Below are 26,603 nucleotides of genomic sequence, written 5' to 3'. Positions count from 1 at the left end.
GAGATCGTACACGTGTCCCGGACGGCGCAAAGGGCCGCCCCCGTCACCTGGGTGACGGGGGCGGCCCTTTGCTGTTCTGCTCTGCGAACTCCGGTCGTCCGGGCCTCGCTCGTGAAGACGTCAGTCGTTGCCGTTGCCCGGCGACGGCGTGGTCTTCTGGATCTGGAGCAGGAACTCGGCGTTCGACTTCGTCTGCTTCATCTTGTCGAGGAGCAGCTCGATCGCCTGCTGCTGGTCGAGCGCGTGCAGCACGCGGCGCAGCTTCCAGGTGATGGCGAGCTCGTCGCTGCCGAGCAGGATCTCCTCCTTGCGGGTACCGGACGCGTCGACGTCCACCGCGGGGAAGATGCGCTTGTCGGCGAGCTTGCGGTCGAGCTTGAGCTCGGCGTTGCCGGTGCCCTTGAACTCCTCGAAGATGACCTCGTCCATGCGCGAGCCGGTGTCGACGAGCGCGGTGGCCAGGATGGTCAGCGAGCCGCCGTCCTCGATGTTGCGCGCGGCACCGAAGAAGCGCTTCGGCGGGTACAGCGCGGTCGAGTCGACACCACCGGACAGGATGCGGCCGGAGGCCGGGGCGGCGAGGTTGTACGCACGGCCCAGACGCGTGATCGAGTCGAGCAGCACGACGACGTCGTGGCCCAGCTCCACCAGGCGCTTGGCGCGCTCGATGGCGAGCTCGGCGACCGTGGTGTGGTCCTCGGCCGGACGGTCGAAGGTCGAGGAGATGACCTCGCCCTTGACCGACCGCTGCATGTCGGTGACCTCTTCCGGACGCTCGTCGACCAGGACGACCATCAGGTGGCACTCGGGGTTGTTGTGCGTGATCGCGTTGGCGATCGCCTGCATGATCATGGTCTTGCCGGTCTTCGGCGGGGCCACGATCAGACCGCGCTGACCCTTTCCGATGGGCGCGACGAGGTCGATGATGCGGGTCGTCAGCACACCCGGGTCGGTCTCCAGGCGGAGCCGGTCCTGCGGGTAGAGCGGCGTGAGCTTGTTGAACTCGGGGCGGCCGCGACCGGAGTCGGGGGCCATGCCGTTGGTCGAGTCCAGGCGCACGAGCGCGTTGAACTTCTCGCGGCGCTCGCCGTCCTTGGGCTGGCGGACCGCGCCGGTGACGTGGTCGCCCTTGCGCAGACCGTTCTTGCGGACCTGGGCGAGGGAGACGTACACGTCGTTGGGGCCCGGCAGGTAGCCCGAGGTGCGGATGAACGCGTAGTTGTCGAGGATGTCGAGGATGCCCGCGACGGGGATCAGCACGTCGTCGTCGGCGACCTGCGGCTCGGCGATCTCGTCGCGTCCACGACGACCACGGCGGTCCCGGTAACGGCCGCGACGGCCGCGACGGCCGCCCTCGAAGTCGTCGTCGTCCTGCGGTCCGTTGTCGCGCGGCTGCTGGCGGTCCTGACGGCCGCCGCCCTGCTGCTGACGGTCCGGGCGGTCCTGGCGCTCCTGACGGTCCGGACGCTGCTGGCCGGCGCCCTGGCCGCCCTGCTGCTCGTCGCCCTTGGCCGGACGACGGTCGCGGTCACGGCCGCCCCGGTCGCGGTCACGGCGGTCACGGCGCTCACGGCGGCCCTCGGCGCCCTCGGTGTCGCCCTGCGTCTCGGTCTTCGCCTCGGCGGTGACCGTCTCGGGGCTGCCCGCCTCGGCGGTGGCGCGGCGACGGCGGCGCTCGGCGGGGGCCTCGTCCGCCCCACGCTCGGCCTCTGCCCCGCGGTCGGCCTCGCTCGTGCGGGAGGGACCGCCGGCCGGCTGGCCGGGGATGTCGATCTGCTGCTGGGCCACGGCCTTCTCGGCGACCTTCTCGGCCTTGTCCGCTGCCGGGGCCGCGGCCGCCTCGCCCGTACGGGCCTTCGAGGTGGTCCGGCGCTTCGGCTTGGTCTCGGCGGCGTCGGACGCGGCCTTGGCCGGAGCGCCCCCTCCGGCCTGGGCCTCCTTGATGACCTCGATCAGCTGGCTCTTGCGCATGCGCGCGGTGCCCCTGATCCCGAGGCCGGATGCGACCTGCTGCAGCTCGGCCAGCACCATGCCCTCGAGGCCGGTACCGCGGCGTCGCCTGGAGCCGGCACCGGTGGCAGGCGCGGAGGCGTCCGTGGCGGGCGCGGCAGCGGTCTCCTCGACACGCGCGCCCATCAGATCGGTGGTGTCGCTCACGAAGGGTCCTTCCCTGGAGCGGACGTCGGCCTGTCTGGCTCGGCGACCGGTTGTGCTGTCCGGCATTGGCCCTTGCTGTGTGGACCGTGCCGGGGCGGTGGTCCGCCAAAGCGGCGGAAGACATTGCTGGTGATGACGGTTCCGGAGCCGTGGCACTGAGGTTCGGTGTCATCGGCTCGGTCACGCCGGTTCCGGAGCGTGCTCAGCACTGCTCAGCGCATGGCACCCAATGCAAGGCACGTAGCAGTTTGGGAGGCTCCCGGAAGAATGGGTGTCCCGGACAGGGACGCGAAGCACCTCGCCATGGTGGGGTCGGGTGCAGACTTGAGGTTAACACTACCGGATCCAACAAACATTCCCCCTCTCCAAATCCGGCAATCGTGCGTCGTCAATCGACCTCGACAGGTGCGAGGGGCAACACGCACGCCCCCTGGGCGTCGAGGTCCAGACGGTTGGCGGCCCAGCCCTGACCTGCGAGATCGGCCACCTTGTCGGCCGACGCGCGGTCCGCGAGCGCGAGGACCGTGGGTCCCGCGCCGGAGATGACAGCCGGGATTCCGTCGGCGCGCAGACGGTCCACGAGCGCGGCGCTCTCCGGCATCGCCGGGGCGCGGTACTCCTGGTGCAGCCGGTCCTCGGTGGCGGGCAGCAGCAGCCCGGGGCGCCGGGTCAGCGCCTCGACGAGCAGTGCGGCGCGGCCCGCGTTGGCGGCGGCGTCGACGTGCGGGACGGTGCGCGGCAGCAGACCGCGCGCGGTCTCGGTGAGCACGGGCTTCCCGGGGACGAAGACCACCGGAACGATGGAGTCCGCGGGGTCCATCCTGATGGCCCGGGCGGCACCGGACTCCATCCAGGAGAGGGTGAATCCGCCGAGCAGGCAGGCCGCGACGTTGTCGGGGTGTCCCTCGATCTCGGTCGCGAGCTCCAGGAGCGCGGTGTCGTCGAGCCTGCTTTCCCCGCCTATCGTCACCGCGCGGGCGGCGACGATGCCGGCGCAGATGGCGGCCGACGAGGAGCCGAGGCCCCGGCCGTGCGGGATGCGGTTGGCGCAGACGATCTCAAGACCGCGCGGCTGTCCGCCGAGCAGGTCGAAGGCGGTGCGCAGGGAGCGTACGAGGAGATGCCTCTCGTCGCGGGGCAGCGTCTCGCTGCCCTCACCCGCGATGTCGATGTGCAGTCCTGAGTCGGCCACCCGGACGACCACGTCGTCGTAGAGCCCCAGTGACAGGCCGAAGGCGTCGAAACCCGGGCCGAGGTTGGCACTGGTGGCGGGGACGCGCACCCGGACGGCGGCGGCGCGAAACGCTGGACCGGCCATCGCTCGATGACTCTCCTTGAGCTGCGTGACGTACGAGATGTCGAATGGACGGGGACTTCGGGACGGACCGCGACGGACGGGTACGGGACCCGGAGTCCGCGAAGACCGCGCGACGCCGCGGCATATGCGGCGGGCGGGTTCGGTACAGCCTATCGAAGGAAGGTTCTGTGGCGACATAGGGCGCACAGGAGGCGCACGATGCGTGTCGTAAGCCCCTCGTGCACCCCCTGTCGGGTCGGCGTGGGGATGACCCTCGAGAACGGCCGGTTTCCGTCGGTTTTCCGACGGTTTCCCGCCCGTCGGTGGCGAGTTCCTCCCCTCCGGACGCTCCCGCCGGGTCCGGACGGGGGAGGCCGGCCCGGCCCGGCGAGTCACCCCCGGCATGTCCGCCACCGATGGATTCCCGCCGGAAAAGCCTGACTTCACGCCAATCCGGGTCTGCCCCGCCGCACCGGACCGGTCGCGGCTCCGACCGGATCGGGTACGGCTTCGAGCCGAAGTCCCGCACCGGACCCGGGCCGGACCCGACCCGGACCTGGCCTGAACCCGCGCCGGGTCCGGACCGGACCCGACCGGAGCCGGGCCTGACCCGATCCGGGCCCTGCCCGATCCTGACCTGGCCTGAACCGACCCGGCCCGAACCGAACCGACCCCTGCCCGAACCGGACCGCCCGGCCTACGCCAGACCGAGCCGCTCCGCCGCCGTCGCGGCGTCCACCGGGACCGTGACCGGCTGCGGAGCGCCCGCGACGGCCCAGTCGGGGTCCTTGAGACCGTTTCCGGTGACGGTGCAGACGATGCGCTGGCCCGGGTCGACCTTGCCCTGCTCGGCCGCCTTCAGCAGACCGGCGACGGACGCGGCGGACGCGGGCTCGACGAAGACGCCCTCCTGCGACGCCAGCAGCCGGTAGGCGCGCAGGATCTCACGGTCCGTCACCTCGTCGATGAGACCGCCCGACTCGTCCCGCGCGGCCAGCGCGAACTGCCACGAGGCCGGGTTGCCGATCCGGATCGCGGTGGCGATGGTCGACGGGTCCTTGACGACCTCGCCGCGCACGATGGGCGCGGAGCCGGACGCCTGGAACCCCCACATGCGCGGGGTCTTCCCGGCCACGCCGTCGGCGGCGTACTCCGTGTACCCCTTCCAGTACGCGGTGATGTTGCCCGCGTTGCCCACCGGAAGGACGTGGATGTCGGGCGCGTCGCCGAGCATGTCCACGATCTCGAAGGCCGCGGTCTTCTGGCCCTCGATGCGCACCGGGTTGACCGAATTGACCAGCGCCACCGGGTAGTTGTCGGACAGCGAGCGCGCCAGCGTCAGGCAGTCGTCGAAGTTGCCGTCGACCTGGAGGATCTTGGCGCCGTGCACGAGGGCCTGGCCCATCTTGCCGAGCGCGATCTTGCCCTGCGGCACGAGGACGGCGCAGACCATCCCGGCGCGTACGGCGTAGGCGGCGGCGCTCGCCGACGTGTTGCCGGTGGAGGCGCAGATGACGGCCTTCGCGCCCTCCTCCTTCGCCCGCGTGATGGCCATGGTCATGCCGCGGTCCTTGAAGGAACCGGTCGGGTTGGCGCCCTCCACCTTGAGGTGGACGTCGCAGCCCGTGCGCTCGGAGAGCACCTGCGCGGGCACGAGAGGCGTACCGCCCTCGCGGAGCGACACGACCGGCGTGCTGTCGGACACCGGAAGCCGGTCCCGGTACTCCTCGATGATTCCGCGCCACTGGTGGGTCATTGCTGGTTACTCTCCTTCAACCCGCATGATGCTGGAGACACCCCGCACGGTGTCGAGGCCGCGCAGCGCCTCGACCGTTCCGGCGAGGGACGCGTCGGACGCGCGATGGGTGACGACGACGAGGGAGGCCTCGCCGTCCTTGCCCGACTGGCGCACGGTGTCGATGGAAACCCCGTGCTCGGCGAAGACGGTGGCGACCTGGGCGAGGACACCGGGTTTGTCGGCCACGTCGAGGCTGATGTGGTACCGCGTGACGACCTCGCCCATGGGCGAGACGGGCAGCTGCGCGTACGCGGAGTCGCCGGGGCCGGTGGAACCTCCGAGCCTGTTGCGGCACACGGCCACCAGGTCGCCGAGGACCGCGGACGCGGTCGGGGCGCCGCCGGCGCCCGGACCGTAGAACATGAGCTGGCCGGCGGCCTCCGACTCGACGAACACGGCGTTGTACGCGCCGCGCACGGAGGCGAGGGGGTGGGTCAGCGGAATCATCGCGGGGTGGACGCGCGCCGTCACCGAGCCCCCGTCCGCGGCCCGCTCGCAGATGGCGAGCAGCTTGATGGTGCAGCCCATCCCCTTCGCCGAGGCGAAGTCGGCGGCGGTGACCTCGGTCATGCCCTCGCGGTAGACGTCGTCGAGGCGCACCCGCGTGTGGAAGGCGATCCCGGCGAGGATGGCGGCCTTGGCGGCGGCGTCGAACGCCTCGACGTCGGCGGTGGGGTCGGCCTCGGCGTACCCGAGCGCGGTGGCCTCGTCCAGGGCCTCCTGGTACCCCGCGCCCGTGGAGTCCATCTTGTCGAGGATGAAGTTGGTGGTGCCGTTGACGATGCCCATCACCCGGTTGATCTTGTCGCCGGCGAGGGACTCGCGCAGCGGCCGGATCAGCGGGATGGCGCCGGCGACGGCGGCCTCGTAGTAGAGGTCCCTGCCGTGCTCCACGGCGGCCGCGTGCAGGGCCGCGCCGTCCTGGGCGAGCAGCGCCTTGTTCGCGGAGACGACGGAGGCGCCGTGCTCGAACGCGGTGGTGATCAGCGCCCGGGCGGGCTCGATGCCGCCGATGACCTCGACGACCACGTCGATGTCCCCGCGTTTGACGAGGGCGGTGGCGTCGGTGGTGACCAGGGCGGGGTCGATGCCCTCGCGCACCTTGGAGGGCCGGCGGACGGCGACACCCGCGAGTTCGACGGGGGCGCCGATCCTGGCCGTGAGGTCGTCGGCGTGCGTCGTCATGATGCGCGCCACCTCTGAGCCGACAACCCCGCAGCCCAGCAGCGCCACCTTCAGCGGACGCGTACGCATCATCCGACCTCGTTTCCTCATACCGTCTTCGGTTGGACCAGTCTCACTCACCGGACGGGACTTTCTACCCTTAGTCCGGATTGTGAGACGTCCATTTCATTTTCCTTGCAGGCGACGACAGGAGATCTTCCGCCCCGGTCCCCGTACGGCCGATCCGGTCCATCCGATCACCTGAAGTCACCTCTTGTCACCCGATGTCATCCGACGTCGAGACGCAGGATGTCCTCCTCCGTCTCGCGGCGGACGATCACCCGGGCCTCGCCGTCCTTCACGGCGACGACCGGCGGGCGCAGGGCGTGGTTGTAGTTGCTGGCCATGGACCGGCAGTACGCGCCGGTGGCCGGCACCGCGATCAGGTCGCCCGGCGCGAGGTCGGCCGGCAGGAAGGCGTCCTTGACCACGATGTCCCCGCTCTCGCAGTGCTTGCCCACGACGCGTACGAGCATCGGCTCGGCGTCGGAGGTGCGCGAGACGAGGGAGACGCTGTACTCGGCGTCGTACAGCGCGGTCCTGATGTTGTCGGACATGCCGCCGTCCACCGAGACGTAGGTCCGCAGCCCGTCGAGCGGCTTGACCGTGCCGACCTCGTACAGCGTGAACGCGGTCGGCCCGACGATGGCGCGCCCCGGCTCCACGGAGATGCGCGGCGTGCTGAGCCTCGCGGCCTCGCACTCCCGCGTCACGATCTCGCTCAGCGCCTTGGCGATCTCGTGCGGCTCGCGGGGGTCGTCGTCGCTGGTGTACGCGATGCCGAGACCGCCGCCGAGGTCGATCTCGGGCAGCTCGATCCCGTGCTCGTCGCGCACCGCGGCCAGCAGCGCGACGACGCGGCGGGCGGCGACCTCGAAGCCGGCCATGTCGAAGATCTGCGAGCCGATGTGCGAGTGGATCCCGACGAGTTCGAGCGCGTCGAGCGCGAGCGCCCGCCGTACGGCCTCGGCGGCCTGCCCGTCGGCGAGCGCGATCCCGAACTTCTGGTCCTCGTGCGCCGTGGCGATGAACTCGTGCGTGTGCGCCTCCACGCCCACGGTCACCCGGATCTGCACCCGCTGCCGCCTGCCCAGGGACTGCGCGATGTGCGCCACCCGCACGATCTCCTGGAAGGAGTCGAGCACGATCCGTCCGACACCGGCCTCGATGGCGGTACGGATCTCGTGGACGGACTTGTTGTTGCCGTGGAAGGCGATGCGGTCGGCGGGCATCCCCGCGGACAGGGCGGTCGCCAGCTCACCCCCGGAACACACGTCCAGGTTGAGCCCCTCCTCGTGCAGCCACCGCACGACGGCGCGCGAGAGGAACGCCTTGCCCGCGTAGAAGACGTCGGCGTCGTGCCCGAACGCGGTGCGCCAGGCACGCGCCCGCTCCCGGAAGTCGCTCTCGTCGAGGAAGTAGGCGGGAGTGCCGAACTCATCGGCCAGCGCGGTGACTTCGAGTCCTCCGACGCTCACGACCCCGTCCTGCGTACGGCTGACGGTGCGCGACCACACCTTCGGGTCGAGGGCGTTGATGTCGGCGGGCGGCGCGCTGTAGTGGCCCTCGGTGAGGACGTCGGCGTGCCGGGGCCCGGCGGGGTGTGCGGAACGGCTCATGTCTGCGGTGCTCTCTACTTCGTCAAAGGTATTGGGGTGCGCTGATGCCGAGCAGGGACAGGCCGCCGGCCAGCACCGCCCCGGCGGCTTCGGCGAGCGCGAGCCGGGCACGGTGGGCGGCCGAGGGTTTCTCGTCGCCGAGCGGCAGCACGACGTACTGGAAACCGAGAACGGCGTCGGCGGTCACGACGAGGTGCCGCGCCAGCCGGTCGGGCGCCCGGTGCCGCGCGGATTGACGCAGGGCATGCGGATACTCGGCCAGGGCGGCGAGGAGATCGGCTTCGCCGGGGGCGGGGGTGGGGTCGGCGAGGACGGGGACGGACGTCCGGAGCGGGCCCTCGTCACGGCGGGGACGCGCCCCGGTGCCGACGGGCGCGCCGGCCCCGGCCGGAACGCCGGAGCGGTCGTGGTCCGGCTGCCGTACGTCCGGGGAGCGCACGGCCCGGGGGTCGCCGCCGTAACCGAGGGCGGCGGCGTTACGGCTCAGGGCCCGGGTGCGGGCGTGGGCGTAACGGACGCGGAAGAGGGGGTTGCTCTCGCGCTGGAGGAGGTGGTCGGCGCCGATCCGGGGCCGGTCGTGCGGCGCGGGGTGGAGCAGGGCCCAGCGGGCGGCGTCGTGACCGAGGGGGGCGGGGTCCTCGGGCGCGGGCACGGGCCGCAGGTTCACGGGCTCGGCGTGCCGCACCTCGGCGTGTCCGCCCTGGGTGGCGACGATCCGTACGAGGGCGTCGGCGACGGTCTCGGCCCGGGTGTCGTGGGGCACGCGCAGCTCGACGACCTGCCCGGCGAGGGCGTCGCCGTACCCGTACCGCGGCCCCTGCTCCAGCACCGTCTCCACCAGACCTGCGTGGGCGCCGCGCGCAAGGGTGATGTTGAGGAAACCGGGCCCGGTGACGGTCACGTCGGCGACCCCGGGATCACGCTCGATGTACGGCCGCAGGATCGCGGCGACCTCGGAAGCGGGCCGCCCGGCAGGCCCGGCCAGCCGCAACGCGATGTTCGTGGCGAAGTCCCCGCACCCACCCGGCCCCGGCGGGGTGACCGCCGCACTCACGGGCACGGAGACGCCGAGTTCCCCCCCGTCGACAGCACGACGCACCGCGCGCAGCACGGTCCGGGAGAGCTCGACGGGAGTCACGGGACAAGCCTAGGGGAGGAGGGGGGTGTGAAAGCGAGCCGGTTTGGCCGATGGTCCGGGATGTGGACGGGATTGGTGGGGGCGGGGCGGTGAACCGGGGGCCGTGAACCTGGGGAACCGTGAACCTGGGGGCCGTGAGGCTGGGGCGGGGAACCGGAAGGTCGATGGAGCGGTGGACCCGCGGACCGGGGACCTTGGACCCGGGGCCGGTGGACCCGCGGACCGAGCGAGGGGCTGCCTACTGACCGAGGGGCTGCGTACTGGCGAAACCCTCGGACCGAGGAACTCGGACCGAAGAACTACGTAACCGGCGGAACCAGGTACGGCTCAATGCCCGGGATGCCCCGCCCACCCCACGCTGCCCGCACTCCCCGTACGCCCGGCATGCCCCACGCGCTCGGCCCCTTCGACGGAACCTCCGATGGGGCCGCTGGGGCCGACGGGACCGCTGGAGCGGCTGGAGCCGCTGGTGACCCCACCGACGCCACCGACGCCACCGACGGTGATATCGCCGGCGACATCACCGACGGCACCGCCGTCGACCTCACTCCGCTCGATCAACTGCCGCACAAGCCGCACGAGTTCGGCAGGCTCGAAAGGCTTGGCGAGAAAGGCGTCGACACCGGCGTCGAGCCCGCTCTCGACCTCGTACTGCGTACAGGCGCTGACGATGGCGAGGGGCAGGTTCCGGGTCCGGGGATCGGCACGCAGCCGAGCGGCGGTACGCAGGCCGTCGAGCCGGGGCATCGCGACGTCGAGGGTGACGAGATCGGGCCGAACCTGATGAACGACATCCAGACACTCGGCACCGTCGGCCGCGGTCACGACCTCGAGACCCTCCAGCTCGAGGTTGACCCTGATCAGCTGCCGGATGACCTTGTTGTCGTCCACAACAAGCACCCGACCGGACACGCCTGACACAACTCGAGAGTAGGTCCGCGCCCACCGCCGCGTCCGGGATTTCCCCACTTCCACCCCGCACGGCCCCCACCACCGGAGCCGCCCCCACTCCACTCACCTCCACCCCGCTCCCCCACTCGCACCTCACTCCCCCCTCCCGCCTCCGCGACACCACCCACCCGACCAAAACACGTGGCGATCACCCCGGAAAGAGCTGGTAGGGTTCTACCCGTCGCCGCACACAAAGCGCCCGACACGCCCCCGTAGCTCAGGGGATAGAGCAACGGCCTCCGGAGCCGTGTGCGCAGGTTCGAATCCTGCCGGGGGCACCTTGTATGAGGTGCCCAAAGACCCCGTCACCAGCGGAAACGCTGAGGCCGGGGTCTTCGCGTATGTGCAGCCGGATGCCGCCCAGAGCCGCCGTATGTCGGGGTCTGTGGACTATTTGTGGACAGGATCTTGGAGCGTCGCCCCAGGTCAGCCCAGCAATTCAGCCGATGCCCGTCATCCGGCGTCCGGCCACTCCTCGGGAGGGCGGGGCGGCTCGGGTTCGTTCAGCCGCTCGGCCTGGCGCGCGTTCTCGCCTCGCAGGCTCGTCAGCCACGGCCACAGGTCGGGCAGGGCTTGTTCGGGACAGGCCAACCGATGCTCGATGCGGCACCGCTGGAACGGATCGGGGGGACAGACGCCATACACCGTCACCCGCCCGTCAGACGTCTCGATCCACCGATGCTCCGCCGGCACCACGTGGGCGAGCGGAGCCATGTCCGGCTCCAATAGCACCCAGTCGTGTTCGAGCGTCGGCACCCGTTCCTGCGGCAGACCGCAGTACGGGCACATCAGCCGTGCCCCACCCAACCGGCGCGTCGACTTCTTCGCAGCCCCCATACAGCGAGGGTCAGCACTCTGCCCGTCCGCGTGTAGAGGGCGAATCGGACGGGACTCCTGAGGCGCCCGCGCACCAGCGAAAGGGAAATCGACGCGACAGGTGTATCCAGCAACCAGCGACGTAGAAGATACGGCCAGTACACGACGAAGCCCCCAACCCGAAAAGGCTGGGGGCTGTTCGCCGAGCGATCCAACTCACTCGTACTCACTCAAAAGGTCTTCAATCTTCCGGTTGGCGATCTCCTGGCGCCCGTCGATGCATTTCGCATAACGGCCAAGCAGGACCTCGACGCTGTTCCCTGCCCGCTCGGCTACCTCGGTCGGGTCTACCCCAGAGTTGAGCCAGGTCGATAAGGCCGAGTGCCGGAGGTCGTACGGCCGGGCAGCGAGCGGCGAGGCAGCCGCGGCCGGCGAAAGTGCCAGCGCCCGAGCTTCCTGCCACACGCGGTAGTACGTCGACGAGCCGACCACTCCCCCACGCTCGTTCGTGAACAGTCGCCCATCCTCAGCGGTGCCGAAGGTGTCGAGATGCTGCTTGAGAATGACGACGAGCTGAGGCGGAATCGGAACGAGCCGGACCTCCTCCGCAGGACGATTCTTGAGCCCCCGGTCGTCGTGAGTCTCGCCCGAATCCGTCCACTGCTTGCCGACGCTGGGCCGCGTCCGGTTCAAAAGCGCCGTACCCCAGCCGCGTTCGGGAAGCTTCAGGTCCGCCTCGGTGAGCGCCACGGCCTCGGCTGGCCGGAAGGCTCCGTAGTACATGCAGGCGAACAGACCGACGAGCCGCCGACCGCGGGCCCGGCCATACCCGCCGATGTACGACACGGCCGTCAGCAAAGCCCGTGCCTGCTCGGGGTTGGCGACCACACGAGGGTCGACCTCGCCAGCAACCTTCGGCTTCTTCCACCGAATCCGGGTCACCGGGTTCTCTTTGAACTCTCCGAGGTCCACCGCGTAGTGCAGCGCATTGACCAGCGTTCGACGCTTGCGACGGACGGTTTCCGCGGACGCAGCAGTCCCGTCGAGCTTCAGTCTCAGCGAATCCAGAACCGCTCTCGCAAGCGCGGCATCGCCGAGGTCTGCCAAGGGTCGCGAGGCCTTCGACACCCAGCGCAGTGTGTTCGCCACGTCATCGGGCAACTCGCGCTCATCCGGTCCGGGGAGGACGAACGCCCAGTTGCGGAGCGTCTTCCTGATCAGTTCTTCGGGAGGCTGTCCCGGCCGGTCATCCAGGAGCGCCATGGTCACCGCCGTCAGAGACTCGTTGATCCCGCTGCGCGTGTTGGGAGCCGCGTGGGGCCACTTCATGGCGAGGTACCGCAGAGCGAAGACGTACCAGCTCATCGAGGCCGCCTTTTCGACCATCGAGTCTGGAAGGCCAGTGACCGTGTCGAACCCTTCGCCACCATGGGTGGCCTGAAGCAGTTTGGAGCGGTAGTGGTCCGCCAGTCCCTTGGTTCGGAACTGCTCGGAGAACACGTTGCCAGCGACAATCCATCGGACGTCATAAGACGACTTCTTCGTGTTCCGCTTCCGAACGCCCCACACCTTCACATCGAGAGACTTCACGCCGCGGCCTCCAGCTCTCGCAACCACGTGGAGAAGTCACTCCGCCACACCCGGAGCTCCCCGTTGGGCAGCTTGAACGCGGCTGGCCCATGCCCCAGCTCACGCCAGCGATAAAACGTCCGGCGAGAGACCCCACCCAGCTCGTCCAGGACCTGGCGAACAGTCATCAACTCGTCTCGATGCGGGCTCACGTCGGTTCTCCTTCTGTCTCGGGGGCGGGGTGTCGAGCAGCGGCGAACAAGGCCTCGGCGTCGGTCAAGCCAGTGCCAGCGAAGCGCCAGTGCGAGAGGACAAGCACGGTGTCCGGGTCGGGCAGCGGGTGGCCAGCTTCGACGGCGCGTTCGCGGGTGCGTGCCTCGTTGTGGTCGGCGCGTTCCTGGCGCAGGGCGCCGAGAGTGACGGAGTAGGCGCGGGACTTGGTGGAGAAGTGGCCGCGGAAGCCGAGCATGTGAGCCCACTTGCGCAGGCGCAGTTCTTCGAGTTCGGGCAGGGCTCCGAGGCGCCAGCAGGTGAGGATCATCTGTCGGGCGTGGTCGGTGACTTCGGCGCCGATGAGGTCGGTGACGGGGTTGCGAATGGGGCGGTCCAGGGTGCCCGCGCTTTCGGCGCCCTTGGTCGCGTACTTGGCGATGTACGCGGCGACGGCGCGGCTGCTCAGGTTGGTGGGGCCGGTGAAGTCGGCGGACTGGATGGGGCGGACGTCGAGTTGTTCGCCGAATCGGAAGGTGTGCGCGCGGCCGTCCAGGACCGGGCCCGGCGTCTCGGCGAGGGTGGCGGCCGAGCGGATGGCGTCGGTGAGGAGTTGGGTTGTGGCCCAGGCCGGCGGGGTGTCCTCGGCTCCGTCCGGTCCGTCGAGGCGGATCACGGCGTGAAAGTGGACGGCGCCCCGTCGCTGGTACTCGGCGACCTTGGCGTACGACACCTTGAGGCAGTCGCGCAGCTCCGAGCGGCCGATGCCTGCGCGAGATGCGAGCTGCTGGCGGAGGTACGTGACGAAGCGGGCCCACAAGGCTCCGGCGTGGGCGTTCCACAGGACAGCGGCGCGGTAGTCGTAGCGGTCCGCATTCAGAGGGGTGCCGAGTTCGGCGTCTCCGTCCGCGTGCAGGCGCCCGCAGCGGCAGCGTCCGCCACCGGGCCGGTTGTGGACGGGGCCGAAGGACGGTGCGGTGAAGGTGGCGAAGACGCGGGGGTGTTCGGCGACCGTGGGACCGATGCCCTTGCCGCCGCTCAGGCCGGCTGTGACGAGGTGGAAGGTGTCCTTGCGGTAGACCTCGGCGCAGGCGGCACAGCGGGTTGCGCGGCGGTTGTTGCAGCGGATGAGGAGTTGTCCGGCGGGAAGGTCGTGGTCGGCGATCTCTCGGACGATTTCGCCGGTTGCGGCGAGGACGTCCAGGCGGTGGCCCTCCATTCGTACAGGTCGCTCGCAGCCGCCTAGTCGTTGGATCTGGTGCGCGTAGTTGCTCAGGTCGCCGAGCTGGGCGAGGGCCGCCAGTTGACGGACGGCTCCGGTCGGAGCCTCGGGGCGCATGTGCGGGTTCCTCCTTGAGGGAACGAGTTCGAGACAGCGCCTGGCCTGTCCAGGGGACTAGACACCATGGGCAAGCCAGTACGCGGACGAAGTGAGGTCAGCGGCGGTCGCTCTTGAGGATCGAACGAACGGTGACCGCGCAGACGGCCACAGAAGCCGCAGTGATCGCAACGGCGAGAAGCATGGAGACCAGGACAGCCCCCACGACCAGGACGACGGCGGAGCCGCCCACCACGAGGGTCAGCACGCTCCCCGGGGTGAAGTACACGGCAGGACGGCTCGAAGCCGCCTCTGTGGGAGCAGGAGCCGCAGCGCGCTGAAGGGGAACCAGGCTGTGGACGGTCGAAGGCGGCGCGGCAGGTACCGGGGCGGTGTCCATGGGCGGGTACTTGGGCTTGAACATGGAGCGAACTCCCTTCTGTACGGGCGCTACTTGAGGACGGGATCGATGGCGGGGGCGAGGAAGCTCCCGGCGGCGAGGTAGCCGCCGAGGAGGAGCACGACGACGAGCCACCACGGCGGGCGGGCGAGCCGGACGCCGAGGGCCCCGACGGCGAGGAGGGCGAGCCAGAGCGGGACGTGCATGTCGGTCGTCTCCTGTCAGGCGCGGCAGCGGTGGATGCGAGCGGCGAGTTCGGCGGCGGCGCGGCTGTCGTACTCGGCGGAGAAGTCGCAGCGCGGGGCGGTGCAGGCGGCGACGTGTCGGGTACGGCCTCGGGAGAGGTACGAGGCGACCTGTACGGGGCCGATGCGGCGGACGTCGCGGAAGCGGGGGTTCACAACAGGGGGTCCTCTCCGGTGAAGTCGTGAGCGTGGTCGGCGAGCCACTGGCGGATCTCGGCGTGTTCCTCGTCGGTGGCCTGGTCGATCACGGCCTCTCCGAGGGCGAAGGCGTCGACCAGGCGGTTGCTGCGAGTCAGTTCGGCGGCGTGCTCCAGGGCGGAGCGCAGAGCCGGGCGCATGGCGGTTGTCTCCCTTGTCAGAGGTGGGCGGCGACGGCGGGGGTCATGGACGGGGGCAGGCCGAGGCTGGCGCGGATGGTGTCGGGGTCGGCCGGCTGGCCGGTGGCCAACTGGTGCTCTCGGGCGAGGGTCTGGGCGCGGTCGACGAGGGCGGGCGGGAGTTGGACGGCCGGGACCGTCACTGGGGCCGCCGGGGTGGGTTCGGTCGCAGGCTCCAGGGCCGGGACAGGTTCAGGCGTGGGTGTATGGGCGTCCGGGTCCGGCGCGACCGGGGTGGGTCCGTCCAGCGGTTCCGGGTTGCTGGGCGTGTGAGCCAGCAGGGTGCCGCCGAAGAAGGCGACGGCCGGCCAGCCCGCGACAACCACCCGGAGCGTCGCGGGGACGTCTTCCATGTCGAGGAGTCCGGCAGTGGCGACGTTCGCACCGAGGGACGCGGCCAGGGCGACAAGGAACCAGAGTCGCGACCCACCAGACGGAAGCCCCGAGCGCTGCTGTTCGCGCATTCGCCGCCAGGCAGCGACGAGAAGCAGGTCGACGGAGACGGGGTAGGCCCACGCCTTCCAGCCGCCCTGTCCGGCCGCCTCGGCCAGGTCGTGCAGGTGGGAGAAGGACAGTGCGCCCGCGATGACGGCTTGGATGATCACGGCGTCCACACGGGCCAGGAAGGCACGCATCGGCACGGACTCCTTCCGGTTCGAGGCATGGGAGGGGTAGGGACACGGCGCGAGGCGGTCACGCCGACCGGGGGAAGAGGTGCCGCTACTCGGTCACCGGGCGCGGGGCGGCGGCGGTGGAGGGCGTGGGCTTCTCCACGGCCTCCGGAGCGACGGCCGGCCGGAAGGCGGCAAGGCGAGGCAGGTCCGGGGCCAGGTCCGCGGTAGCGCGGCAGACGGCCGCGGCGTCGTCCAGGGTGAGGTGTGGTGAGCGGGCGCGGGACCAGCCGCCCGAGGAGTCTCCGACGACGGCCACACCGGGGCGGTCGGCGGGAATGCCGGTCGCGGCGAGCGCGGCTTCCGGGGAGATGTCGGCCAGGGCCATGTTGGCGGAAGACTCGTCGTTGACCCGGTGGCAGACGCGGCCGGTGAGCTGGGCCCGCAGCATGGTGGCGCCCTTGCCGAGTTCGGAGCCGAAGCGCTGTCCGCACACTTCCAGGTAGATGCCCGCGGCGCGGCCGAGTTGGGCGATGCGGATCAGCTTGGTGACCATGGCGTCCCGGCGCTTCTCGTCGTCGCGGCTCGCGGCGAGGAAGAGTTCTGCCACCTCGTCGACGACGACCACGATCGGCACGGGCCGGACCGCGTCGGGCAGGCCCCACACGTCGGAGGTGAGCACGGCGTCCGGGCCCGCTCCGGAGGTGACGCCGATCAGCCGGAACCGCTCCTCCATTTCCTCCAGGAGTACGTCCAGGAGTTCGTTCGCACGGTCCGAGGTATCGGCGAGCGCGGACAACCGGGGCGCGAACGGCGCCAGTTCAACGCCCCACTTGCAGTCGATGCCGACGAGGACGACCCGTTGCCGGGCCAGGCCGCACAGCAGGTTGCGCAGGTAGACGGACTTGCCGGACTGAGTGGCACCGAGGATCAGTTCGTGCGGCACGGTGCGGAAGTCCCGTACGTGCCAACTCCCGTCGTCCCGCAGAGCGAGAGGCAGGGTCAGCGGTCCGCCGGAGAGCCGGCGCCGGGCGGGACGCACGTCGGCGAGTACGTCCCAGCCGATGAGCCGCAGTTCGAGGCGTCCCGGCTTGGTCGGGCGGATGTGGACGGCGTGTGCCGCCCAGGCGTGGCGCAACCGGTCGGCGGAGGCGGCGAAGTCCTCCGGAGCCTGCCCGGTCGCCATGCGCAGTCGCATCACGAGTCCCGAGCCGGTGGGCAGGGGAAGCGACCGGCGCGGCGGTACGGGGGACGCCTCCCGCCCCATCATCCGGGCCGTCGCGCGCCGCACAGCCGAAGCCGGGACGGTCAGGCCGCAGGCGTCCATGGTGGCGCGGTAGGTGGTGAGCACGCGCAGCGCGACGACCGGATAGCCGATGAGCCGCCAGAAGACGACCGGTAACCGGCGCCGCAACACCTGCAAGATCACGCCCAGCGCCACCAGCGCCAGGAGCAGCGTCCACACGGAGTCGGTCATGGCGTTCAGCCCTGCACCGAGGCGGGGACGTTGGCCATGACGGCATCGGCCCGGTAGGCGATCCCGTGCCGGGCCCGGCCGCCGAACTCGCTCTCCCAGGGCCGCGCGACCAGGCCGGAGAGGATCACCGGCGTACCCATGACCAGGCCCTCGCCGACGCCCTTGGCGGGCACGGTCACCTTGACCATGTCCGAGCCGCCCTGGGCGATGAACACCACCTCCAGCACCATCAGCCGGTCGTTGGTCACCGGGTCCACGGCGATCTCACCCGTCTGCCGGTCCTTCACCTTCACCTCGGGCAGCTTGGTGACGAGGAGCGTCGCGGCCGAAGTGTCCACGGGGATGACACGCATTCTGTTGACCTCACTGAGTCGGTGACGCCGCTTCCGGCGTCATCTCGATTGGATACCCCCCTAGACAGCACGAGGAGGGAGCCGCCCTAACTGTCTAGGGGGGTTGACGACAACAGTAAGCCGACGACCCGTCAACTGTCTAGGGGGGTACACAAAAGGCTGCGGCGAGTCGCAGCGACTACGGCAGCACCCAGTGCAGCACCGTGGCATCGTCACGGGCTTTGCCCCGCGGCCAGCGCCGGCCAGCAGGGTCCTCGGCTTCCGCGTCTCGCACCTGACGGATCACCTCAGCAGGGCCGGAAGCGGCGACGAGCGCGAACAGCTCGTCCCAGGTGGCGAGTTCGAAGCGATCGACGAGGCGGGTTGCCCCGTCGCTCATCAGCGTCACGGACGCCAACGAGTCCAGCGGGACAGAACCGGTGAGCGCATGTTGGGCAGCTTCCGGGTCGGGCCCCGCGATCCAGAAGCCCTCGGGCCGGTTACGCAGCCCGGTCAGGGCACTCCTGTACTCGGCCAGCGCGGCGGCGTGTTCGGGCGAACCGGTGGGCAACGCATCGACGGAACCGCGCAGCTGTTTGCCCACTTCGTCCAGCCGTCGGTCCGTGACGACGTCGACCGTGCCGTCACGATCGGCCAGGAGGAGCGCCGAGTCTCCCAGGACGACGTATTCCAGAGCGCCCGCCCGGATCCTCGCAGCGATGACAGTGCTGGTCGGGCTGGCCGGGTGGCGCAGGTCGCAGTCACCCTCGTGCAGGGAACGGACGGTGCGGATCGCATGCCCCAGGCACTCGGCCAGCGAGAGGCCCGGCTGAGCGACGAGCGTGCCGAGCAGGACCCCGCCCAGTGTCGATGAGAACCAGGCAACACCGTGCTCGCAGCCAGTCCGGCCCCCCGCCACCCCCGCGCCGTCAAGGAGGACCGCAGCCTCAGGAGAGGCAGCGGCGAAATCCTCGTTCGGAGCGTTGGGCGTCGCGGGGAGCGAGACCAACGCAATCGTCACGCCGCCGACTCCTCGTCGTGGCGGTAGAGCGGGCAGAGCAGTTCGACGCTGCGGGGTTCGCCGGTCTCGGGGTCGTACTCGACTCCCACGAGAGTGGAGAAGCGCTGTTCGCCCACCTGCCCCCACAGGCTGTTCAGGTCGGAGGAGAGCAACTGGACGACGCCGAGAGAGCCTTGCGTGTGGATTCCGGCGATGGCCAGCAGCGAGCCAGCCCCGTCTGGCCGGCGCAGCCTGCCGAGGTATCCGACGTCGTACGGGCGGGCCGGGTCACTGTCCTGCCCCGACCGGTACACGGCGCCCGTGCGCCCGTCGACAACGGTCCACGGCCCGTCGTTCGCCTGCTCCCAGCTCAACACCGGGTCCTGGCTGTAGGTGTCCCACATCTGCTGGGACATCCGGGGGCCGCAAACCACGACCAGGCCGTCACGGTTGAGATCGATGTCACCGCTCACCGACACGTGCTCGGAGAGGACGTCGAGCCCGTACGACCGCGCCAGATCCTCCAGCCGCTTACCCGAACTGACGTCGTCCACAGCGACCACCGTGCGCCCACGCTCATCATCGCGACGCAAAGGAGTGGCCACGATGACGGCACCGCGCCCGAGGAAGGCCCCTTCAGGAGCCGGTCCCGTATGCCGGATCTGATGGATGCGCCCGCGACTCAGGCCAGCCTTTGCCGCGATCTGCGCGTACGACAACCCCTGCGCATGCAGGTCCTGCACCACACGCCGACGCAGCCGAGCGAGTTCCGTAACCTCCTGCTGAGCGTCGGCCAACCTGGTCGTGACCTCACGCAGCAGCAAGTACGGATCATCGATGGCCGCGATCCGTTGCAACTCGTCCGACATGCCCACACCTCCTAGACGCACCCAGGAGTCTAGGGCCCTAGACGATTCGGGCGGGAGACGGCGGCCCGTACGAACATCGACCACATAGAAGCCGGACCGATAGCCAGGGACCCCCCGAGGGCTCACCCCCCGCCGCCCACGCGGCATGCAACACGGCCGCCCAGGGCGACGGGGATCATGCGCCGGCTCGCGCGAGCTCGGCCCAGACGGACCGGCCGTGCGTCCGTTCCTTCACTCCCCAGTCCTTGGCGCAGGTCGCCATCAGCAACAGCCCGCGCCCACCCTCCTCCTCCCAGTCGTTGACGGCGAGGAGTTGCGGTCTGTCATAGCCGCCCTCGTCGATCACCTCGATGCGCACCCGGTCGTCATCGAGTACGACGATCACGAGGAACCAGCCGCCTTTACGACCGCTCCGGGAGTGCCGGACGGCATTGGACGCCAGCTCACTGACGATGAGGACGGCGTTCTCCACCATGCGGGGCCCCTCGGCCTCCATCAGGGCAGCGACGAAGTATCGGGCTTCAGCGACCTGTTGCGGCAGGCCAGGGAACGGACGGCACCACTTCGCAAGCAAGAGGAACACTCCTCGTCTAGAGGGCTAGACAGCACGCAGGCAGCGTATTCCTCTACACGCCAACCCTCTAGGCATTCAGAGGAATTATTCCTCTATGGAGTGACGTCCTCGGGCAGGACTCGCAGATCACCCATGATCCGCATCAGCAGTTCCCGAGCCTCATCACCGAAAACAGCCGCACCCTCGAACTGGGCGAACGTCTCCTCGTACGACGCGAGCACGTCCGGGTCCTTCTCCGCCCGCTCGTCCCGGAAGGTCTCCACGACCACCGTCTCCCGGTCACACAAGGTGAAGCCGTGCCGCGGCATGACCGGCACAGGCCGATCCCACGGGAGCACCCCGAGGCGCACAGTGGTCAGGCTCTCCACCGCAAGCAGCCGGTCGAGTTGAGCAAGCATCAGCGCCGGACTGCCGGGCCACGTCCGGAGCACGCCCTCGGTCACCACGAAGACAGACTCTCGTCCGGGTTCGTACAAGACGCTCTGCCGCTCCACACGAACCGCAACAGCCTTGCCCACCTCGGCCGCATCCGCACCAGGCGTACTCGCGAAGACGTGCCGCGCGTACTCCGCACTCTGGAGCATGGCCGGCAGGACAACACACTGGAACGACCGAACGAGCCGGGCCCCGCGCACCGCCAGGTCGACAACGGCGTCTGCGGAAACGCTCGAACCCGACAGGCTCTCGTCCGCGCCCGCGGAAGAAGCCGACTCGACTTCGGCGAGAGCCGCCCGCAACTCCGAGACGGCAGAGACATCCAGGCCGAGAGCTCCGGTCAGACGGTCAAGGACGTCGCGGCTGGGAACCATTCGCCCGTTCTCCACCTTCGAAACCGTCGGCTGGCCCACCCCAGCTCGCTGCGCCAACACGGCACCGGTCAGGCCAGCATCCACGCGCAGAGCCCGAAGGCGCACCCCCAACGCCCGCATTCGTTCCTGCCGCTCACTCCCCATACCCAGCGTTCTACACCAACGCCGGGCGAGCACCCAGCGCAACGATCACAGCGGCCCCACAAGGACGATGTGATTCAAATTTTCTCTACTGGTTCAAGTGCCCGCGCGAGCGCGGGCTGGCCCTTGGGGCCCGGCCCCTCTGCGCCTTCGGCGCCGGGGCCGGGCCCCAGGGGCCGCAGCAGGCTACGGCCCCTGGGTAGAGACCTGGACACGGAGTGCTCCGGTCAGAACGTGCCTCCGGCGGGGGCGCTCAGGCTCCGAGATGGAGGGGGCGCCGTTCGCGGGTGCCGGCCGAGTGTGGCGTGTGTGGAGTGCTCCCATCCCGTCTGCCGTCGACCCAGGCAGAGCCGAGCAGTCGCGGCCCAGGGCGTCAAGGTCGTTCGTCCGGCAGGGCGCTCCACCTTGACGCCCTGAACCACGCCCGCTCCACGGTGTGTGGGTCGACGGCAGACGGGATGGGAGCTGAGGCGGGTGCGGGACTGAGGTCTTTCAGCGTTGCCGCTCCAGGGTGAGGATGGCTGCGGCGATTGACGTCATTCGATTCGGGCTGCATCGGGATCGGCGGAAGATACGCCAGGACTTCAGGCGTGCGATGCCGCGCTCGACCGGGGCCCGCGCCCTCGACAGCGCGCGGTTGACGGTCTGTTGGGTGAGCGTCAGTTCGCCTCCCGCAGGCCGTCTGGCCGGTGTGGTCACCCACGCGCCGGCACCGATGTAGGCGCGATCGGCGAGGATCGGCACTCCTTGGCGCTCGCAGATCCTGATGATCCGGTGGGCGCGGGCCGCGGTCAGGTCGTGACAGCGCCCCGGCAGGGCCGGAGACAGCCACAGCACCTCGCCATGGAGGTCGGTGACCACCTGCACGTTCACCCCGTGCCGACGGTGCTTGGCCGAGTAGTCGGCCCGGCCGTCACCGAGGCGGTCGCACTCGGCCAGGGTGCCGTCCAGCAGGACGAACTCGGGGTCCGTCTCCCGCAGAGCACGCAACAGGCCCGGGGCACGGGCGGCCAGCAGCTCGACGACCGCGCTGGTGTAGGCGTGCGCGGTGCCGACCGAGATGCCGAACCCGGCGGCGATCTGTGCGAGGGGCTCGTGCTTGCGCAGGTACACCAGAGCGACCAGGGCACGCTGGTGCGGTGGGAGCTTGCATCGGCGGCCACCCTCGCGGGTGACGATGAGCATGGTGACCCACTCGATGAGCGCATGGGGCAGGTCAAGCGCGGCAGGATGAGGGACCAACAGGGCTCCTGCGCCGATGGGTTGAGACTTCGAACACCTCCCTCAACGGCACGGGAGCCTTGTGCGTTGTGGCCAAGGTCGCTGTCACCCGATCGGTGCCCTCACTGAAAGACCTCACTGATTGGCATTCAGCTCAGGTCATCGAAAGATGCCACAGATCGGTCAGCATCGAACGCCTTAACCTTCATTATTGCCCTCCGCCCTGGAGTGGCATCGAGAATACCTCGAACAATTACCGGACGCCGCTCTCCATGATATTGGGCGGCGCGTCGGTAAACGTCTAGAGGAAGCTCGAAGTTCACGATACGAGACTTACCCTCCAAAACTGTTTCGAGAGCCACGTGCCCTGCCGTTTCATTCTTCTTCAGCGACAGACGTCTAATTACGCCATATAGCACACGCTCGGCAGGAGCGTTAGCCTCCTTTAGGTCCCCTTCAATCTGTTCAATCAGACGAGCAGCTTCTCCAGGGAAAGCAATCTTCTCTGGGACATCGGATGGAGCAGACGAATTAGGGGCCCAGTTAAAAGTGACATCAAATACCGCAACATCACCTTTTCCGATCACATCCAAAACTGCAGCACAGAGTTCACTCGAAACGCCTTCATCGACGGCATCAAGCACATCAGATTTAGCAGGAACTCGCCCACTTTCAACAGTGAGTCCAGAAAGCGTCTCTAGAGCACGAGAAAGCGTTGTGAGCATTCTCCGCTCAAAGTATGAGTCATCGGCGCCGGCCTCAAGCCTCGGCCCGTCGAATCCTGTCGTTACCAACGCGCCGAATTTAGCGCTACTGATCACGGGAACGATATAGGAGCCGGGTCGCGTTTGCCCCAACCGCAAGCGTCGCGCATGCTTGTAGGCAGCCCTTGGCATGGAGTTGCCGTAATAACTCTGGCGTTGCAGTGCTGCAGCTGCAGCCGAAACCATCAGGCGATGAGCCGAGTTAAAAAGCCCAATTCCAGAAGTCAGCGGAATGGTACCGTCCGCAATTTCTGAATCTTCCGCTCGCAAGTCGGTAACGTCTACAAACTGACGAGAAATTTCCAGTCGGATATCCGCTTCCGGCCTATTCTCCAGACGAGAAACCTCCGCGGTCAGTAGCTTCAGACTCTTTGAGAAGTCTGGAGCATCTGACTTCTTCGGCACAAGCACAGTCAGATTTTCATCATGCTGCGGGTGCCACATCTCCGCTAGAGGGCCTGCGAGGGAGCGGCGCCACCCCGAGTGGCGTAGGTAAGACTCGACTTCTTCGAATCCGATGTCGAACATTTTCACTGCACCCCCTCGTCACCCTGGTTCATGAAAAGGCGGTCGTACGCATAAGTGAAGACGCTATCTAGACCCGCCGCATCAATACGCTGCTTCTTGGGGATATGGATTCGCGTAGTGCCCTCGTTTGAAACATGAGGACAATTCTGAATTCGCGCATAAAAGCCCGTGCATCGCATGAGCAATGATTCCTCGTCATGCACGAGCCATTCATCGAGATTTCGAGGTACGACGACAAGTCCAAGATACCCCGCTGCCGACCTTTCACGATCACGCAAAATATCGTAAGCGCGGACGTCCAGATCGTACGCGTAAGTCTCCCCATCGCTCAACAAGGTGGGGGAATAGGAACACTTCATTTGAAATTCGGCGAGGAGGCCACGCCGCTTCAAAGTGATGTCAACGGCGTCTTTATCAACGTTCCAATGAGCAGTCGTTACGCCAGCTCGTGTTGCCACGGCGGAGAGGTAGGCAAGGCTGATCTGCTCCTGCTGCCAGGTTCCCGGCTCCCCCACGTAGCCCCCCACTCTCAGCCTGTGGCAAGCGTAACGCAGGCTCGCAGGCTGGGGAGTGGGAGTGCAGGGGTAAGTAGCCCGCTTCGTGCATTGCAGCGAGCGACGGCGCTTGTGCGTTCGCATAAGTGTCACGCTCCCTGCAAGTGGTGGCACGGAGTGTCGAGCCGCAGAGGAGTGTCGCACGCGCGTACGACAACCGGACCCTTCCGTGCTCCACCCAGGATCCCGCGGGAGCCGCAAACTGCCACTCACAAGCGCTCGTTTCGCTGCATGCCCTAACGAACTACTCCAAACGATGGAGCGGGCTCTCCTCCTACAGTCAGAGCTCCATCGAGCACGTGTGGCTCAGACAGTTCAGTTCCTCGGCAACGGTCAGTGACAGGTGGCAGGGTGTACGCATGATCGGTGAAGTCCCCAACACCAAGGTTGGCCAGGAGTTCGTCAGCCGGCGGCTCGCCCACGAGGCCGGCGTCCATCGCCCACTCCAGGCAGGCATCTGTGGCACCAAGAAGAACGGCGCCGAGTCGATCGTCGTATCTGGTGGCTACAAGGACGATGAGGACTACGGGGATGTCATCGTCTACACCGGCCACGGCGGTCAGGATTCGTCTGGCAGCCAGGCTAGTGATCAGAGTCTCGACGACGCGGGAAACGCGGCGCTCGTCACGAGCTACTTGGAAGGCCTCCCCGTCCGGGTGCTTCGCGGAGCCCACAGAGGATCCCGGTGGGCCCCAGTGCACGGGTACAGGTACGACGGGCTCTTCCGAGTCACCAGCTACGGAAGCAAGCTCGGCATCGACGGCTTCCTTATCTGGCAATTCCGGCTCGAGGAGTATGACGGGGCATCAGCTCTCAAGTCCCTGGTGCAGGATGGCTACACCGAGGACAGGGCACCTGTCGACCGTAGCCCCGAGCAGCTTTCGGCCGGGAACCAGTCGCCCAAGCGCGTAGCCACCACCGTCCAGCGCATCGTTCGCAACAGCGCGGTCAAACGTCAGGTCAAAGGCTGGCACGACAACTGCTGCCAAATCTGCGGCCTGCGCATCGAGGTACCTGGCGGCAGTTACAGCGAAGGCGCCCACATACAGGCACTCGGTAGCCCCCACAACGGACCCGACACGACGGGTAACGTCCTGTGCTTGTGCCCGAATTGCCATGTCATGTTCGATGCGGGCGCCATCATGATTCGCGACGATCTGACCGTGGTCCGGGGAGGAATTGAGGGCGGTACCCTCCGTACCCAACCGCAGCACACCCTCGACATGGAGTGCGTACGCCAACACCGTGAGCGGTGGCGCCACGCCTGACGCCACCAGCACTGGATCCGATGAAAACGGTCAGCAACCTGCTCACCTCCACCTCAATTATCTGAGAATGGATAAATAAGTGAAAAATTCCGACAGTCGTGATACTCGCATCGAATTCGAAGTGGACCCCGATGACGAATTTGGAGAGTCATACGAAGAGCCGGGCAAGCTCACCGCCGAGCAGGTCCAAGGAAGCGTTGTCTACACAGTGGACTGGACGATTAGCTCAGTCATCGAGCAAATCGACGCGGATCCCAATGACCCAGAAGCGCAAGGCGTAATTTACACAACACCACCGTTCCAGCGCCGAACGGCCTGGAATGCCAAGCGACAGAGTCTTTACATTGAGTCTTTGATGCTCGGACTACCAGTCCCACCACTGGTACTTGCCGAAAGCCTAACCAATCCTAGTCAGTTCTACGTTCTAGACGGGAAGCAGCGACTCACCGCACTCAAATCCTTCATTAAAGGGGCACCTAATAAGCTAAGGCTTACGGGCCTAGAACTACTTGATGATCGAGTGGGAGGCCACGACTATGACCAGATTCGCCTAAATAGCGACACTCGCAAACTAATTCAGACAATGTATGCTCAACCTATTCGTACCATCGTGGTAAGGAACTGGCGGACGCCGGCGCTCCTTCACCTCATCTTTTCCCGCCTCAATAAGGCTAGCGTTCCCCTGGCCTCGCACGAACTACGCCAGGCTCTTTACCCAGGAAGCTTGACTAACTTCGTTAACCATGAGAGCGCGAACAGTCAGCCAATTCTGGATGCGCGTCGCCTCAAGGACGCCGATAGCCGGTTGAGGGACGCCGAGACGCTTTTGCGCTACATCGGCTTCAAGACAAATGTTTCCAAATATGGTGGAGATCTCAGAGATTTCCTGGATCGCGTCCTGAGTGGAGGCAATGATCACTTCAATGAAATCTCTGACGACTTGGTAGAGCTCCTAGCTAGACTGGAGCTAGCCATTAAAGTCACCTTCGAAATCTTCGGACGCACTGCTTTCTTGCGGTTCGATGCCGAGCGCGCGAAGTACATGCCGCGTTTCAATGTAGCAGTCTTCGACGTCATGACCTGGTATTTCTCCGATCCTCGCCTGGCAGAGCTGTCAAGGGCTAATGGCGAGAGCGTGGTAGATGCGTTCGAAAACCTCTGTACCACCAACCAGCAATTCGCCTCCTACCTCATTTCGACAACGAAGCGTTACGATGCAGTCACGGGACGTCTCGGTCTCTGGGGCGAAGCCTTGGGGCAGGCACTCGGTATCGAATTGGACTACCGAGATTTCCAGACATCTTTCCTGCCCATTGCGCCACGAAAGGCGTAGTCG

The 26,603-nt window shown here is 67.9% G+C and carries 27 protein-coding genes and 1 tRNA gene; 3 read left to right on the top strand and 25 right to left on the bottom strand.

The window, feature by feature from the left end; all coding sequences use genetic code 11:
- Positions 1 to 120: 120 nt before the first annotated feature.
- The 7 genes from rho to ACFW6B_RS20540 all read right to left on the bottom strand — a co-directional run bounded on the left by rho (position 121) and on the right by ACFW6B_RS20540 (position 10,133).
- Positions 121 to 2,157: a transcription termination factor Rho gene (gene rho, locus ACFW6B_RS20570; RefSeq protein WP_386597889.1), complete on the bottom strand. Its 2,037-nt coding sequence runs from the start codon at positions 2,155 to 2,157 to the stop codon at positions 121 to 123.
- 388 nt (positions 2,158 to 2,545) lie between these two features.
- The gene (gene thrB, locus ACFW6B_RS20565) at positions 2,546 to 3,475 is read right to left on the bottom strand and encodes a homoserine kinase (RefSeq protein ID WP_386597888.1); all 930 of its coding nucleotides are present in this window, start codon (positions 3,473 to 3,475) and stop codon (positions 2,546 to 2,548) included.
- Between the two features lie 676 nt (positions 3,476 to 4,151).
- Positions 4,152 to 5,210, bottom strand: coding sequence for a threonine synthase (gene thrC, locus ACFW6B_RS20560; RefSeq protein ID WP_386597887.1), 1,059 nt, complete (start codon positions 5,208 to 5,210; stop codon positions 4,152 to 4,154).
- A 6-nt stretch (positions 5,211 to 5,216) separates the two neighbouring features.
- Complete coding sequence (locus tag ACFW6B_RS20555; protein ID WP_386597886.1) at positions 5,217 to 6,509, bottom strand: homoserine dehydrogenase; 1,293 nt, start codon at positions 6,507 to 6,509, stop codon at positions 5,217 to 5,219.
- Between the two features lie 194 nt (positions 6,510 to 6,703).
- Entirely contained in the window at positions 6,704 to 8,095 is a 1,392-nt protein-coding gene (lysA, locus tag ACFW6B_RS20550; RefSeq protein ID WP_386597885.1) for a diaminopimelate decarboxylase, read from the bottom strand.
- A 22-nt stretch (positions 8,096 to 8,117) separates the two neighbouring features.
- On the bottom strand, positions 8,118 to 9,233 hold the full coding sequence (gene nrtL / locus ACFW6B_RS20545) for an ArgS-related anticodon-binding protein NrtL (RefSeq protein WP_386597884.1): 1,116 nt from the start codon (positions 9,231 to 9,233) through the stop codon (positions 8,118 to 8,120).
- A 327-nt stretch (positions 9,234 to 9,560) separates the two neighbouring features.
- The gene (locus ACFW6B_RS20540; RefSeq protein WP_386597946.1) at positions 9,561 to 10,133 is read right to left on the bottom strand and encodes a response regulator; all 573 of its coding nucleotides are present in this window, start codon (positions 10,131 to 10,133) and stop codon (positions 9,561 to 9,563) included.
- A 257-nt stretch (positions 10,134 to 10,390) separates the two neighbouring features.
- Between ACFW6B_RS20540 and ACFW6B_RS20535 the strand changes: the two genes are divergently transcribed.
- Positions 10,391 to 10,462 (top strand) — tRNA-Arg (locus ACFW6B_RS20535).
- A 175-nt stretch (positions 10,463 to 10,637) separates the two neighbouring features.
- Here ACFW6B_RS20535 and ACFW6B_RS20530 read toward each other — a convergent pair.
- The 18 genes from ACFW6B_RS20530 to ACFW6B_RS20445 form a co-directional block, all read right to left on the bottom strand.
- Positions 10,638 to 11,021, bottom strand: coding sequence for a DUF6083 domain-containing protein (locus ACFW6B_RS20530; protein WP_386597883.1), 384 nt, complete (start codon positions 11,019 to 11,021; stop codon positions 10,638 to 10,640).
- 195 nt (positions 11,022 to 11,216) lie between these two features.
- Positions 11,217 to 12,590, bottom strand: a complete 1,374-nt coding sequence (locus ACFW6B_RS20525) for a tyrosine-type recombinase/integrase (RefSeq protein ID WP_386597882.1) — start codon at positions 12,588 to 12,590, stop codon at positions 11,217 to 11,219.
- A complete protein-coding gene (locus ACFW6B_RS20520; protein ID WP_266765852.1) occupies positions 12,587 to 12,757 on the bottom strand; it encodes an AlpA family transcriptional regulator in 171 nt (56 codons plus the stop codon). Before ACFW6B_RS20520 ends, ACFW6B_RS20525 begins: the two co-directional genes overlap by 4 nt.
- Positions 12,758 to 12,777: 20 nt before the next feature.
- Positions 12,778 to 14,118 (bottom strand): replication initiator, encoded by a 1,341-nt coding sequence (locus ACFW6B_RS20515; protein WP_386597881.1) that lies wholly within the window; start codon positions 14,116 to 14,118, stop codon positions 12,778 to 12,780.
- A gap of 97 nt (positions 14,119 to 14,215) precedes the next feature.
- Positions 14,216 to 14,521: a SpdD protein gene (locus ACFW6B_RS20510; RefSeq protein ID WP_386597880.1), complete on the bottom strand. Its 306-nt coding sequence runs from the start codon at positions 14,519 to 14,521 to the stop codon at positions 14,216 to 14,218.
- A gap of 26 nt (positions 14,522 to 14,547) precedes the next feature.
- Complete coding sequence (locus tag ACFW6B_RS20505) at positions 14,548 to 14,703, bottom strand: hypothetical protein (protein ID WP_385706818.1); 156 nt, start codon at positions 14,701 to 14,703, stop codon at positions 14,548 to 14,550.
- A gap of 15 nt (positions 14,704 to 14,718) precedes the next feature.
- Positions 14,719 to 14,898, bottom strand: coding sequence for a mobile element transfer protein (locus ACFW6B_RS20500; RefSeq protein ID WP_386597879.1), 180 nt, complete (start codon positions 14,896 to 14,898; stop codon positions 14,719 to 14,721).
- Positions 14,895 to 15,080 carry a hypothetical protein gene (locus ACFW6B_RS20495; RefSeq protein ID WP_386597878.1) on the bottom strand — a complete coding sequence of 62 codons (186 nt, stop codon included), beginning with the start codon at positions 15,078 to 15,080 and terminating at the stop codon, positions 14,895 to 14,897. The genes ACFW6B_RS20500 and ACFW6B_RS20495 overlap by 4 nt, the downstream gene beginning before the upstream one ends.
- Before the next feature lie 17 nt (positions 15,081 to 15,097).
- Entirely contained in the window at positions 15,098 to 15,754 is a 657-nt protein-coding gene (locus ACFW6B_RS20490; RefSeq protein ID WP_386597877.1) for a DUF2637 domain-containing protein, read from the bottom strand.
- 85 nt (positions 15,755 to 15,839) lie between these two features.
- Complete coding sequence (locus ACFW6B_RS20485) at positions 15,840 to 17,207, bottom strand: FtsK/SpoIIIE domain-containing protein (RefSeq protein WP_386597876.1); 1,368 nt, start codon at positions 17,205 to 17,207, stop codon at positions 15,840 to 15,842.
- 5 nt (positions 17,208 to 17,212) lie between these two features.
- On the bottom strand, positions 17,213 to 17,560 hold the full coding sequence (locus ACFW6B_RS20480; RefSeq protein ID WP_329299726.1) for a hypothetical protein: 348 nt from the start codon (positions 17,558 to 17,560) through the stop codon (positions 17,213 to 17,215).
- 178 nt (positions 17,561 to 17,738) lie between these two features.
- Entirely contained in the window at positions 17,739 to 18,560 is an 822-nt protein-coding gene (locus tag ACFW6B_RS20475; RefSeq protein WP_386597875.1) for a protein phosphatase 2C domain-containing protein, read from the bottom strand.
- Positions 18,557 to 19,408, bottom strand: a complete 852-nt coding sequence (locus ACFW6B_RS20470; protein WP_386597874.1) for a sigma-70 family RNA polymerase sigma factor — start codon at positions 19,406 to 19,408, stop codon at positions 18,557 to 18,559. The genes ACFW6B_RS20475 and ACFW6B_RS20470 overlap by 4 nt, the downstream gene beginning before the upstream one ends.
- Positions 19,409 to 19,583: 175 nt before the next feature.
- The gene (locus ACFW6B_RS20465; protein WP_386597944.1) at positions 19,584 to 19,904 is read right to left on the bottom strand and encodes an ATP-binding protein; all 321 of its coding nucleotides are present in this window, start codon (positions 19,902 to 19,904) and stop codon (positions 19,584 to 19,586) included.
- Between the two features lie 170 nt (positions 19,905 to 20,074).
- Positions 20,075 to 20,911, bottom strand: a complete 837-nt coding sequence (locus ACFW6B_RS20460; RefSeq protein WP_386597943.1) for a helix-turn-helix domain-containing protein — start codon at positions 20,909 to 20,911, stop codon at positions 20,075 to 20,077.
- A 513-nt stretch (positions 20,912 to 21,424) separates the two neighbouring features.
- Positions 21,425 to 22,174 carry a transposase family protein gene (locus tag ACFW6B_RS20455; RefSeq protein WP_386597873.1) on the bottom strand — a complete coding sequence of 250 codons (750 nt, stop codon included), beginning with the start codon at positions 22,172 to 22,174 and terminating at the stop codon, positions 21,425 to 21,427.
- A gap of 128 nt (positions 22,175 to 22,302) precedes the next feature.
- Positions 22,303 to 23,451 (bottom strand): hypothetical protein, encoded by a 1,149-nt coding sequence (locus tag ACFW6B_RS20450; RefSeq protein ID WP_386597872.1) that lies wholly within the window; start codon positions 23,449 to 23,451, stop codon positions 22,303 to 22,305.
- Positions 23,448 to 23,960 carry a DUF4365 domain-containing protein gene (locus tag ACFW6B_RS20445; protein ID WP_386597871.1) on the bottom strand — a complete coding sequence of 171 codons (513 nt, stop codon included), beginning with the start codon at positions 23,958 to 23,960 and terminating at the stop codon, positions 23,448 to 23,450. Before ACFW6B_RS20445 ends, ACFW6B_RS20450 begins: the two co-directional genes overlap by 4 nt.
- 398 nt (positions 23,961 to 24,358) lie before the next feature.
- Between ACFW6B_RS20445 and ACFW6B_RS20440 the strand changes: the two genes are divergently transcribed.
- Positions 24,359 to 25,267 (top strand): YDG/SRA domain-containing protein, encoded by a 909-nt coding sequence (locus ACFW6B_RS20440; protein WP_386597870.1) that lies wholly within the window; start codon positions 24,359 to 24,361, stop codon positions 25,265 to 25,267.
- 79 nt (positions 25,268 to 25,346) lie between these two features.
- Entirely contained in the window at positions 25,347 to 26,600 is a 1,254-nt protein-coding gene (locus tag ACFW6B_RS20435; RefSeq protein ID WP_386597869.1) for a DUF262 domain-containing protein, read from the top strand.
- Positions 26,601 to 26,603: the final 3 nt, after the last annotated feature.

The organism is Streptomyces sp. NPDC058751, assembly GCF_042746485.1.
In the GTDB taxonomy this organism is placed as follows: Bacteria; Actinomycetota; Actinomycetes; order Streptomycetales; family Streptomycetaceae; genus Streptomyces.
The sequence above is the reverse complement of the archived record's forward strand: the minus strand, read 5'-3'. Positions and strand labels throughout refer to the sequence as shown.